Here is an 11,947-nt window from a genome sequence, read left to right on the forward strand (position 1 = left end):
TTTCCTCCGGTGCGGCGCGGAAACGGCTAGCCCCGCGCTTAGTTCCATGAGTAAACACAAAATTATTAAAAAATTAACTACGTTCGTTAATCAATTTAGGTGAGCCGACCAATTTTTGCCGTGGGGCTACGTCGTCGGCGTCGGTTGTCGATACCGGGAACATTTCGCCAATGTCGCGTGTTTCCCGTTCACATGAGACGTCAGGTTGCGCTCATGTTGCCCTGGCAAAAAAAGGAACGGAGGCTTTTGAAATGACCTTGCGACATGGAGCATGCCGCTGCGGAAGGGTGCGCTATTCCGTCAGCGGCGAGCCGAACCGCGTCGGCATCTGCCATTGCACCGACTGCCGACAGGAAAGCGGTTCGGCCTTTACGTTTTTCGGAATCTGGGAGGCCGAGGCTTTCTCGACGACGGGCGAGACAGCCGTCTACGAAGGGCGGAGGTTCTGCCCTCAATGTGGATCGCATGTTTTTGCGATTGACGACGTCGAAGCCGAGATCAAGCTCGGAAGCCTCGATATCGCGCCGACCGATATGGTTCCGACCTACGAACTTTGGGTAAAGCGGCGCGAACCCTGGCTGAAGCCTCTGCCGGGAGCGGAGCAATATGACCAAGACCGGCTAGCCGATCAGACCAGACTTTAAGACGAACTGCCGCGCATATCGAAAATGCGCGGATCTCCATAAGATTGGCACATTGGGTAAACACGCAGGTTAGGCGCGTCTCACCGATGAGGCGTGCCTCAATGCTCGACCCGCAAGACGATTTTGCCGCGATTATGTTCGTTTTGAATTGCCTCTTGCGCCGCGCGGGCCTGTTCGAGCGCATAGACGCGGCGAACCTCCACGCGCACCTTTCCCTCTTCGATCAGGCGGCTGATTTCGGCAAGCTGCGCGCCGTTCGGCTGCGCCGTATAGCGAACGGCGCGTATCCCGAGCTCGCTGGCACGGTTCTTGTCGGGCTGGGTCAGCGTCGAAACGAGGATACCACCCGGCTTTACCACACCGAACGACCGATCCTGGGTTTCGCCAGCGATCAGATCAAACACCATGTCCACGGGCTCTATCGCATCCTCGAAGCGCTCGCTCTTATAATCGATGACCTGATCGGCCCCGAGGGAGCGCGCGAAATCCATGTCGGCGCTGGAAACCGTCGTCGCGACCCAGGCGCCTTTCGCCTTTGCAAACTGAATGGCCAAGTGGCCGACGCCGCCTGCACCGCCATGGATGAGGACGCGCTGCCCGGCCTGAAGCGCGCCATGATCGAACAGGCCCTGCCATGCGGTAATGCCCGCCAGCGGAATTGCGGCAGCTTGTACCGGGTTCATCAATCGGGGCTTCGGCGCTATTTCTTCCGGCCTGGCGATGACGAATTGTTCATAACCGCCGTGCCTCGGATTGAGAAAGGCATAGACCGCGTCGCCTGGCCGAAATGCGGCGACCCCGTCCCCCATCTTCTCGACCGTTCCGCAGACGTCTCGGCCGAGCACGTAGGGCAAATCCTCTTCCTGGACAGCCGGATAGTTTCCTTCGCGCATCTTCCAGTCGACAGGATTGACGCTGGCAGCTTCGACCCGGATCAGGATTTCGTCGATCTTAGGCTCAGGACGTTCGATTTCCTCGAGGCGAAGGACTTCCGGACCGCCGAATGCGTGGATGCGCACAGCTTTCATGACGCTCATCGTTTCTCTCCTCACGGTTTGAGAATGAGATCCCGCCGGTCGGTCGCAATCGTCTTCCGCTGGCGCTGTGCGGACACTGCGCGTTTCAGAGATTGCCGATGGCCGGCCTGGATCAGACGGCGTTGATTGACGGCAGGAAGGACATCACCTCATTGCGGCGTCTGAGGCTCAGCGTCTCGATGCGCTCGCTCCAGAAGCTCTCCGCCTCAGGCGTGTCCGGCTCCCAGCAATTCGTCGATAGGATGTTGTCGTCCATCACCAGCAAACGATGGCCGCCCAACCGCAAATATTCCGTCGCCAGTTCTTTTGCAGCATTCGTCATCATCGTCCTGCTCCTTGCGCCGATCATATGAACGTCAACAATCGAGCAGGGATTATGTTCCCTTTGGTGCGGAAGCCCCTTATCAGCCTTTCGAAGGCTGCCGGCGCCTTTCCGTCTCGTCTTCGGGATGGGCGGGAGGCTCCCAGCCGAAGACGCTGCGTCCCCCGTAAAAAGCGGACCTGTCGAATTCGCCGGCAACGATCTCCTTGAGGTCGGGGCCAGTGACATATCGCTCCAGCATGCGGGACTGATCGTCCAGGCGCTTCAGCGCCTGTAGCTCCTCGTCACGGCCGAGCCGCCCTTTCCGCACCGCCGATTTCATCACCTTGATGGTCTCGTCGTAGACTTTCAACGGAACTGGGAACGGGTGACGATCCTTGCCGCCATGCGCCAGCGAAAAGCGGGCGGGATCGGAGAAGCGGTAGGGGGCGCCATGCACGACCTCGGCGACCATTGCCAATGCCTTGACCGTTCTGGCGCCGACGCCGGGCGTCAGCAGCAAGCTCTCGAAATCCACCGGCCCGCGATCGGCGGCTGCCGCCAGGTTCCCGTGCAGGCGCCGCATGTTCACATCGGTTTCGCGAACATCGTGATGGGCCGGCATAATCAGATGTGGCAGCATGGGTTGCGTGTTGTTTTCGGCAACTGCCCTCGGCTCTGCCTCCAGCGCGGCGACTTCGTGCACGATCCTATCCGGGCCTAACGATGACAGTAGATCGAGCTGACCCGCACGCGACCGGTCGGCGCGCCGATCGGCGAGATTGACGATCCGGCCTTGGTCTCTTCCCTCGATCGCCGCATGCGGGGAATCGAGAAAGCTCGTCAGCCCTTCGGAAAGCCAATGATACCGCCGCGCCTGCCGTCGATCGCCGTTCATGCCCTGCTGAACGACGACCCATTTGCCGTCGTCCGTGACGATGAAACCGTGCAGATAGAGATCGAACCCATCCTGAAGTGCCGCGCTATCCACCTTGGCGATAAGCCGGCTTGTCGACGCGAGTGCTGCACCGTCGATGCCGACACGATTGCCAATGGCCGCAAGTTCGTCCGGCGTCTTGCGCGACTGAGCGCCGCGGCCGCCGCAGACGTGAATTCCAAGTTCGCCGGAGAGCGGCGTCAGACCGCGTTTCAGCGCGCCGAGGACGCTGGTGGTAATGCCGGAGGAATGCCAGTCCATGCCCATGACGGCGCCGAAGGACTGGAACCAGAAAGGGTTGGCGAGCCGGCGCAGCAATTCGTCGCGCCCATAATGCTGGACCACCGCCTCGGCAATCACGGCGCCCAGGCGCGTCATTCGGTCTCCGAGCCATTTCGGCACCCGCCCACCATGCAGGGGAAGATCAGCGTTGCCAGCTCTTTGCGCCAAGTTCATCGCACTCCGTCTCAGATCGACGCAATGTAATACCGACGACCGGATTGCGCCATGCTCTGCAAAAACCTATCCGATGGCGTGGCGGATGGTTTTCGAAAGGCGCGACAGGAAGGCGGGTCTCGAGGAGGCGACGAGTTTCCACGATAAGATCGCCTTCGCCATGCGGCCGGGAAGAACGCCGACGGAAAGAAACCACGCCGCCAGCATCGCGCGCCGCCGGAGTGAGGCATTCATTTCCAGGCTGGCGACCGCACCGGCGGTACCGAGCGCAAATCTGGAATCGCTGACCATGGGATGCTTGGATTTGTCCATGCAAAGCGACGCCAGCCGCTCTTCCAAATGAACGGGATCATGGAGATTGACATCCTCCGGCACCGTCAAGCCGATCTCGGCCGCCTGATCCGACAAGGCGTCGATCCGATGGAAGTCATGCTCCATTCGCCAGCGCGCGCGCTGGCCGAGTTTCTCCGCAAAGACGGAGTGATTGGCGCCGTGAATGCGGTAGGCTCCGAGACAGGACTCGATCGACGTCACCTTTCCATGAAGAGGCGTTACGGTGACGAGATAGCCATCGGCGCCCTGCCGGAAATCCGTCTCCGGAACGGGCATGACCACCTCCAAAGCCGAGCGTTTGAAGGCCAAGCCGCTGGTAACGGTCGTCTGATACCGTCCCCTCTGCAGCAACTTTGGGGTGACGTCGCCGGAGTCGAACGGGAGCTCCGGAGGTGGGAATACGTCCTTTACCTGCATGTCTTCATCGACCATGTGCAATCTGAACTGCACCTGGACGGCATCGTCTTCCCAGGCGTCTATGATCTCCGATATGGCGTTCGGGTAGAGATAATCATCGGCGTCGAGAAAGAGGACGACCTCACCCCGGCTCGCTGCAAAACCGGTGTTGAACGCCGCTCCATGCCCGCCGTTCGTCTTTTTCAAGCAGGTCCTGATTCGGGACCCGTAGGAAGCTAGGACACCGACCGTATCGTCGGTCGAGGCATCGTCGACGACGATGACTTCCGTATTGTCGTAACTCTGCTCCAGCGCGCTGTCGATGCAGCGCGGCAGGAAGCGCGCGTAATTGTAGTTCGAAATGATAATGGAAACTGGAACACGGTCTGTGATGGGGTGCATCGCATTGAACCTCGCAAATCTGCTTTGGTCGCGGCGAACCTACTCATTCAGGTCCTGTGGATTAAAACCCGGTCCGGCGAGCGCAACTCTCCAAAGCTGAAAAGCCGCTGTCACAGACATGCTGCCGATGGGTGGCGAAGAGACGTTTGATCTGTCTATACCGCCCCGAGCCTCCCCAGCTTTATGGCTTTTGAATGACCATCACGTTACGGAATCCTGGCTCGACGCCGGCCGGCGGCTCGGCGCGGTTTGGGTCCTACCGCTTCAGCAAAGACTTAAAAACGGTCTTCAGGTGGCTGTCAGCGTCATTGCCGATAGTCGCGCCGCATCGAAACAGAAAGCCATCCCTCATGAAGCAAGTGCAGACCCAAAGTTATTATTCGCGCGCTGAGATCCCACTCTATGGGTTTAGGGCTGTACTGACGCCTCCGCGCACCAGCGCTTTGTCATCGTCTGTAAGCCTGTGAACTATTCCCGCAATATTTCGGATCGGTCACTGACGGCGACCGGCAAAGCTCTTGTTTCCGAGCTCGACGGCTCTCCTGACAAGGCGATAAAATATTCGCAATCCGTCTCGGTTATCGTTCCGACCCTCAATGAGACCGACAATATCGATCTTCTCCTGTCCTCCCTGTTGTCGCAGTCCGGTGGGGATATCGCGCTGGAGGTCCTGATCGCCGATGGCGGATCGACCGATGGCACGATCGACCGCGTCCGGGCATGGGAGGGCAAGGCGCCCGTCAGGCTCATTTCCTCAGGCGGAAAGGGCGGTCTGGCAGGAGACGTGCTCTGGGCTGCGAAATATGCTCGTAGCGACATCGTCGTGGTCATGGATGCCGATCTCAGCCATCCGCCGGAGGAGATCGGCAACCTCGTTCGTCCCATTATCGACGGGACCAGCGACATGGTGGTTGGAAGCCGCTATGTGCCAGGCGGCGCCACGCCGGATTGGCCGCGCTCCCGCCGGCTCCTCTCCCGCCTCGGCGGCGCCTTGGCATGGCCATTGACCGATATGCGGGATCCGATGTCCGGCTTTTTTGCGGTGCGCAAGGAGCGGCTGTTGGCAATCGATCCAAAGGCAATCGGCTTCAAGATCGGCCTGGAGATCATCGCGGAAGGTGGTGACGCACTTCGGCTGACCGAGATCCCGATCGTCTTTCGCGATCGAGTGCACGGGCAAACGAAAATCGGATGGGGGCACATGATAGACTATGCCCGCCGTCTGCTGGTCCTTGCAGGAGGCGCGGTTTCCTTTGGGAACGCGACCCGTTTTGCGGGCGTCGGCCTCATCGGCCTGGCACTCGACCTGCTGATCTTCCAGATTCTGTTCGGGACGGGATTCGGTTTGGTGACGGCTCATCTCGTCAGCTTTGCCGTCGCCACGATCTCCAACTACATCCTGAATTCCAGATGGGCATTTGCAAGCGACGGGCCGCGGCTCCATGAGCGGGATTGGCGACGCTACATCCGCTTCATGACCATCTGCCTGCTTGCTTTTGCCTTGCGGGGCGGTGTGCTTGCCGGTGCCGTCGATCTTCTCGGATGGCCCGCTCAGGCCGCCATTATTCTCGGCGTCGGGGCCGCCGCCGTCGTCAATTATCTCGGCAATGCCTTCTTCGTGTTCCCGTCTGAGAACCCGCGCATGCCATCCGACGTCCGGTGGCGTGTGGCCGCAATCGGCGTGCTGGGTTATGTCCTCGCTTTGCGACTGGTTTATCTCGGGCTCGTCGATCTCGTGCCGGAGGAAACTTATTACTGGAATTACGCGCAGCATCTTGACATCGGGTATCTCGACCATCCACCGATGGTTGCATGGCTGATATGGGCCGGAACAAGCCTGTTTGGCAACACGGGATTTGGCGTCCGCATCGGCGCCTATCTCGCCTGGATCGTGGCCGGCTTCTTCGCTTTCGGCTTCTCGCGCAATCTGTTCAGCAAGTCGGCAGCCTTCGTCAGCGTGCTGCTTATCGCCATCTTGCCGTTTTTCTTTTCCACGGGCTTCATGATGATGCCGGACGTGCCTCTGACGGCCGCATGGGCCGGAACGCTTTATTTTCTGGAGCGTGCGCTGATAGCAGGAAAGCGCCGGGCCTGGTGGGGAGTCGGCCTGTGTGTCGGCCTCGGAATGCTCTCCAAATATACGATCGCGCTCCTCGGCCCCGCGACGCTGATCTTCCTCCTTCTCGATACAAGAGCGCGACGTTGGCTGCTGCGGCCGGAACCCTACCTTGCCGTCGTGCTTGCTGCGGTGCTTTTCTCACCGGTGATCTACTGGAATGCGACGCATGGCTGGGCTTCGTTCGCTTTCCAGAGTGCGGACCGTCTGCAAAGCACAAAGACCTTCTCGCTTCCCTCGCTGGTCAGCAGTGTCGCGATCCTGCTGACGCCAATAGGATTGGTAGCAGCGCTGGCCGCGCTGGTGACAAGAAACAGCGTGACATTTGCAATGAAGACGGACGCGGAAGCTGCCCGCCGATCTCTCTTCATCAAGATCTATACGATCGTTCCGCTGCTGGTCTTTGTCGCATTCAGCCTGTTTCACGAGGTCAAGCTGAATTGGACGGGGCCACTCTGGCTTGCCCTTTTGCCGGCAATCTCGGCGACCATCGTCGCGGCCGGTAGCAGCGTATCGAAATTCGACGGTCTACTGCGGCGGCTATGGGTTCCGACAGTGATGACCATGCTCGTGCTCTACGGGCTTGGTTTGCATTATCTCGTCCTCGGATTTCCGATGGTCGGTCACTTCGGCAATATCCGGACGCTACCTGTCGCATGGCAGGAATTCGGTCGTGAAACAGGATTGATCGAGCATAGCGTGGAGCAAGAAACGGGTAAGCAGGTCCTGCTCGCCGGAATGGACAAGTATTTCGTGGCAAGCGAGATCGCTTTCTACAATCGCACCGACGACGATACCGTTCAGACCTCCGTGGGGCGGGGCGCACTCGGCCAGGATAGCTTGATGTATAGCTACTGGTTCAAACCCGCCGACCTGCAGGGGCGCACCGTCATTCTTTTCGGACTGAAAAGGGGCGACCTGGAGCGGGCTTCTCTTGATCCGCTGTTTTCCCGGATAACCGAAATCAAGGAGCAACAGGTGACGAAGCATGGCGAACCTGTGGGCAGCTTCTTCTACAGGGTCGGATATGATCTTCGAAGTTGTCTTCCGCTTGTCGCCCAAACGTCTGGGATAGCGTGCCATGGGTCGTGAGCCGGCGGGAAGCTACGCAAAAAGTACAGGCCAGGGCGGCTAACCCTGGCCTGATAAGCGCAGCCTGACAGCAGCCGATTAGCCTACCGGAAGAGATCCTGGATGAACATCGAGGTTTCCGGGATGAGGGTGACGATCATGAGCGTGGTCCAGAGCGCGACCATGAACGGCCAGATCGAGCGGATCACCTTGCTGACGGGCACCTCGCCGATGGCACAGCCGAGATAGAAGGCAGCACCGACCGGCGGGGTGTTGAGCCCGATGGTCGAATTCAACAGCACGATGATACCGAACTGCACCGGATCCATGCCGTATTGCGTGACGATCGGCAGGAAGATCGGCGTGCACACCAGAATATGCGCGGCCATGTCGAGGAATATGCCGAAGATGAACAGCGCTATGTTGACCAGGATGAAAATCACCCATGGCTGCGTGCTGACATGGCTGAGCGCCTCACCGACCATGTCGGCAACGCCGTAGATGCTCATCAGATAACCGAACATCGTCGAGATGCCGATCAAAAGCAGCACGACGCCCGTCGTCTTGGTCGCCTTCGCCACCGCCTTCAGAAAGTTTTCGAAGGATAGGCTGCGATAGACGAAAATCGTCAGAAGCAGCGCGTAGAGGACAGCGACTGCACCGGCCTCCGCCGCGGTAAAGACGCCGGACAGGATGCCGCCGACGATGATGACGATGATGAAAAGGCCGGGAACTGCGGCTGCGAGACTGCGCCAGACTTCCGCCCAGCCCGGAAACTCGCCGCGGCTATAGCCGCGCGATCGCGCGACGAAATAGGCGGTCAACACATTGGCAACCGTCAGGATCAGCGCGGGAATAGCGCCTGCCATGATCAAGGCGTTCATCGACACGAGACCGCCGGCGGCGAGCGAATAGATGATCATATTGTGGCTGGTCGGCATCAGCGCGCCGACGAGCGAGGAATAGGTGGTGACGTTGACCGCGTAATCCGCATCGATCCCTTCCTTTTTCATCAGGGGGATCAGCGCCGAGCCCATGGCCGAAACGTCTGCGACCGGCGAACCGGAGACACCACCGAACATGGTGCAGGCGACGACGTTGGTCATACCGAGCCCGCCGCGCACATGGCCGACCATCGCCTTGGAGCTGCGGATGATCCGGTCGGCAATGCCGCCGTACATCATCAGCTCGCCGGTGAAGATGAAGAACGGAATGGTGAGGAAGGAGAAGGTGCCCATGCCCGACGCCATGCGCTGGAAGACGACGGCCAGCGGCAGCCCTTCATAGAGCACCGTGGCGATCGACGACAGGCCAATGGCGAAGATGACCGGCATGCCGAGCACCAGCCCGCCCACGAAGGTTGCGCAGAGAATGATCAATGCCATGAGGGGATAACCTTGATTTTCAGGACCGCGGCGACGATGCGCTCGACGGCAAACAGGGCGATGAGCACGCCGCCGGCCGCGAGCGGCACATAGCTCCAGGCCTGTGAAATCGGCAGGCCGGGATTGATGTAAGGCGCCATCTCGATGCTGAGTTCGCCGCCGCTCCAGGCCATCGACAGGCCGAAGACGACCATGCCGAGATAGACGATGACCTCGGCCGCCAGACGAACCCCTTCGGGCGCGAAATTCAGGAGCGAGTCCATGCCGATATGGCGTCCATCGCGGACACCGACCGCTGCCGCCAGGCAGGTGACGTAAAGGATGACCACAAGCGCGAATATCTCGGTCCAGGCCGGGGAGTCGTTGAGCACGTAGCGCCCGAATATCTGATAGAGGACGGCTGCAACGATGAGAATTGTCCCCACGACCGCAATCATCAGGCAGATGCGCGAGAGCCATGCGTGGAAGGCGAAATAGGCGCCGAGCAAGCCTGTGGTATTGGTGGTGGTGCGGACCATTTGCGAACGCACGGCGGGATCTGCCGGCAATGCATGCATATGCGCGCCCATTGCGTGTCTCCTCGGATTGACAATGTGATGCTGATCGATCCCCTCCGCTTCGCCATCCTCTGGACGTCGGGGAAGGTGATCGCAGGCGATGCGGGGGCGCAACCGGCGCCCCCGGCAGACCTCGCTACTTCGTTGCCTTGATGCGGGTGATCATGTCCTTGAGCGCCGGATCGGTGACAAACTGGTCATAGATCGGCTGCATGGCGGCTTCGAACGGCGCCTTGTCCAGCGGGATCACCTCGACGCCTGCCTGCTTCACCTTCTCCTCAGACGTCGTTTCCATCGCGTCCCAGAGCTGACGCATGTAGACGACCGACTGCTTGGCGAGCTTGCGCACCAGCACCTGCTCTTCCGGGGTGAAGCTGTCATAGACGCGCTTCGACATCAGCAGGACATCGGGAGCCATCGAGTGTTCGCTCAGCGAATAGTATTTGGCGAGCTCGTAGTGATGGAAATTATAGTAACTCGGCCAATTATTCTCCGCGCCGTCGATCAGCCCGGTCTTGAGGCCGGTGAAGACTTCGCCCGTCGGCATCGGCGTGGCGTTGGCACCGAGCGCTTTCATCATCGCCACCCAGATATCGGACTGCTGCACGCGGATTTTCAGGCCCTTGAGATCCTCCATCTTCCGCACCGGCTTGGTGGTGTAGAAGGATCGCGAACCAGAATCGTAGAAGGCGAGGCCGACGAGGCCGTGGGCGTCGCAGTCCGCCAGGATCTGATCGCCGATCGGCCCGTCGAGAACCGTACGCATCTGGGCCTTGTCGTGGAAGAGGAACGGCAGGACCGGCACCATCATTGCCGGGCAGATGGTGTTCAGCGTTCCGGAGTTAACGCGGATGAAGTCGAGTGCCCCGAGCTTGACCTGCTCGATGGTGTCCTTCTCGCTGCCGAGCTGCGAGTTCGGGAAGACCTTGATCGTATATTTCCCATCGGTTGCCTTGCTGAGTTCATCGCTCATGTACTGCACGGCCTTGACGGTCGGGTAATCCGGCGGCTGCACATCGGCCGAACGGAACTGACGGGCCTGTCCCATCGTGAACGTGCCGAGTGCAAGAAGGCCGGCGAATGCTGTCGTAATGATTCTGGTGCTGCGCTTCATTGTTTCCCTCTCTCCTAATCACTAAACAAGAATGGCCGCCCGCTTTCGTGCCTGGAAATTCAAGTCACCGGCGGGCTGAAAACGGTTGTTATTTTTGGAATGCTGAGTTGGGCCCAGCGGCCGGTCCAACAAGAGCGCAGCCGCCTCGGGCTCCCAAGATGCCGGCAATATTCATCATCTCCCCTCCTCAACGAAGGCCGGAACCTCCCCGTCCCGGCCGAAATCTCACTGCATTGCGCCCCGGAAGGGCGCGAAGCCAAAAAGCGCCTCGGGATTGTCGACAAGGGCTAGCCTGAGGCCGTCCGCATTCGGCAGCCAGCCGAGCACGGTGTCCGTGAGCATTGCGTCGTCGGGATAGTCAGCGTTTTGCCGCGCCAGATTGTGAGGCCAGTTCGTGCCCCAGACGATCCGTTCCGGCGCGTGGGCGGCCACATCGCGCGCGACAGCGGCAATATCTTCATAAGCGGGGCCGCCACTCTTCGAGGATTCGTAGCAGCCAGCGAATTTGAACCAGCAATTGCCCTTGTCGATCAGCCGCTGCACAGCCCTGACCTGCGGGCTCTCCGGCGTCACCCCGGCAAAGAACTTGCCGTGATGATCGAGCACCCAACGGGATTTCAGCCGCGCCAGCCGGGGCTCGTGTTCGAGAATATGGCTGCCGTCGAATTGCACGGCCAGCATCCAGCCACGCGCGCTCGCCCTGTCATCGATGGTTTCGAGCGCATCAAGGCCGATCGCGCCGCCCGGCAGATCCATGATGCGCGCGCCGACGACACGGGCCTCAGCGAGCCTGTCGAGTTCGGCCTCCGGTGTTTCAGCGTCGATGACGGCAACGCCGCGGGCGATATCGCCCATTTCGGCAAGGCAGGCCAAAAGATTGCCATTGTCGCGCTGATGGGCATTGCCCTGCGTGATGACCACGCGGTCTATGCCGAGCCAGCCCATCACCTGGCGATATTGGTCTGATGTCGGCAGACTGCCCGCCGGCAGATCGGGGCCGCCGGGCTGCGCCGGGAAACCGGGCAGATACATGTGCATCTGCGTGTCTACCGTTCCCTTGGGAAGGGTGATGTGAGGCGGAGTGCTTGAGAGCGTGCGCACCAGCATGTCACTTGTCCTCCGTACGAAATTCAACCGCCGCCGCATCGAAGGCAATCTCTGCCGAGTACAGAGGCCAGCGATGTTCGAGGCGATAAGA

Annotated in this window: 10 protein-coding genes; 2 read left to right on the forward strand and 8 right to left on the reverse strand. The window is 60.1% G+C overall.

Annotated features, from left to right (window positions below; genetic code table 11):
- Window positions 1-251 precede the first annotated feature (251 nt).
- Entirely contained in the window at window positions 252-644 is a 393-nt protein-coding gene (locus QA648_RS27205) for a GFA family protein (RefSeq protein ID WP_283051856.1), read from the forward strand.
- 98 nt (window positions 645-742) lie between these two features.
- Here the strand turns inward: QA648_RS27205 and QA648_RS27210 are convergent, their stop codons facing one another.
- The 4 genes from QA648_RS27210 to QA648_RS27225 form a co-directional block, all read right to left on the reverse strand.
- Window positions 743-1,681: an NADP-dependent oxidoreductase gene (locus tag QA648_RS27210; RefSeq protein WP_283051858.1), complete on the reverse strand. Its 939-nt coding sequence runs from the start codon at window positions 1,679-1,681 to the stop codon at window positions 743-745.
- A gap of 112 nt (window positions 1,682-1,793) precedes the next feature.
- Window positions 1,794-2,006 carry a hypothetical protein gene (locus QA648_RS27215; RefSeq protein WP_260304264.1) on the reverse strand — a complete coding sequence of 71 codons (213 nt, stop codon included), beginning with the start codon at window positions 2,004-2,006 and terminating at the stop codon, window positions 1,794-1,796.
- Window positions 2,007-2,085: 79 nt separating this feature from the next.
- Window positions 2,086-3,369 (reverse strand): DUF763 domain-containing protein, encoded by a 1,284-nt coding sequence (locus tag QA648_RS27220; protein ID WP_283051860.1) that lies wholly within the window; start codon window positions 3,367-3,369, stop codon window positions 2,086-2,088.
- 72 nt (window positions 3,370-3,441) lie between these two features.
- Window positions 3,442-4,506, reverse strand: coding sequence for a glycosyltransferase family 2 protein (locus tag QA648_RS27225; protein WP_283051862.1), 1,065 nt, complete (start codon window positions 4,504-4,506; stop codon window positions 3,442-3,444).
- 463 nt (window positions 4,507-4,969) lie between these two features.
- Between QA648_RS27225 and QA648_RS27230 the strand changes: the two genes are divergently transcribed.
- Window positions 4,970-7,714, forward strand: coding sequence for a glycosyltransferase family 39 protein (locus QA648_RS27230; protein ID WP_283051864.1), 2,745 nt, complete (start codon window positions 4,970-4,972; stop codon window positions 7,712-7,714).
- Window positions 7,715-7,797: 83 nt separating this feature from the next.
- Here QA648_RS27230 and QA648_RS27235 read toward each other — a convergent pair whose 3' ends face one another.
- The 4 genes from QA648_RS27235 to QA648_RS27250 all read right to left on the reverse strand — a co-directional run bounded on the left by QA648_RS27235 (window position 7,798) and on the right by QA648_RS27250 (window position 11,856).
- Entirely contained in the window at window positions 7,798-9,078 is a 1,281-nt protein-coding gene (locus QA648_RS27235; RefSeq protein WP_260304268.1) for a TRAP transporter large permease, read from the reverse strand.
- A complete protein-coding gene (locus QA648_RS27240; RefSeq protein ID WP_283051865.1) occupies window positions 9,069-9,647 on the reverse strand; it encodes a TRAP transporter small permease in 579 nt (192 codons plus the stop codon). Before QA648_RS27240 ends, QA648_RS27235 begins: the two co-directional genes overlap by 10 nt.
- Before the next feature lie 124 nt (window positions 9,648-9,771).
- Window positions 9,772-10,749: a TRAP transporter substrate-binding protein gene (locus QA648_RS27245; protein ID WP_283051867.1), complete on the reverse strand. Its 978-nt coding sequence runs from the start codon at window positions 10,747-10,749 to the stop codon at window positions 9,772-9,774.
- Between the two features lie 225 nt (window positions 10,750-10,974).
- Window positions 10,975-11,856: an amidohydrolase family protein gene (locus tag QA648_RS27250; RefSeq protein ID WP_283051869.1), complete on the reverse strand. Its 882-nt coding sequence runs from the start codon at window positions 11,854-11,856 to the stop codon at window positions 10,975-10,977.
- Window positions 11,857-11,947: the final 91 nt, after the last annotated feature.

The organism is Rhizobium sp. CB3171 (assembly GCF_029714265.1).
Taxonomy (GTDB): Bacteria; Pseudomonadota; Alphaproteobacteria; order Rhizobiales; family Rhizobiaceae; genus Rhizobium.

Excerpts from the sequence above, each read along its gene's own strand:
- QA648_RS27250 (WP_283051869.1), bottom strand. The coding sequence starts at position 11,856 with ATGCTGGTGCGCACGCTCTCAAGCACTCCGCCTCACATCACCCTTCCC.
- QA648_RS27245 (WP_283051867.1), bottom strand. The coding sequence starts at position 10,749 with ATGAAGCGCAGCACCAGAATCATTACGACAGCATTCGCCGGCCTTCTT.
- QA648_RS27215 (WP_260304264.1), bottom strand. The coding sequence starts at position 2,006 with ATGATGACGAATGCTGCAAAAGAACTGGCGACGGAATATTTGCGGTTG.
- QA648_RS27235 (WP_260304268.1), bottom strand. The coding sequence starts at position 9,078 with ATGGCATTGATCATTCTCTGCGCAACCTTCGTGGGCGGGCTGGTGCTC.
- QA648_RS27205 (WP_283051856.1), top strand. The coding sequence starts at position 252 with ATGACCTTGCGACATGGAGCATGCCGCTGCGGAAGGGTGCGCTATTCC.
- QA648_RS27225 (WP_283051862.1), bottom strand. The coding sequence starts at position 4,506 with ATGCACCCCATCACAGACCGTGTTCCAGTTTCCATTATCATTTCGAAC.
- QA648_RS27210 (WP_283051858.1), bottom strand. The coding sequence starts at position 1,681 with ATGAGCGTCATGAAAGCTGTGCGCATCCACGCATTCGGCGGTCCGGAA.
- QA648_RS27240 (WP_283051865.1), bottom strand. The coding sequence starts at position 9,647 with ATGGGCGCGCATATGCATGCATTGCCGGCAGATCCCGCCGTGCGTTCG.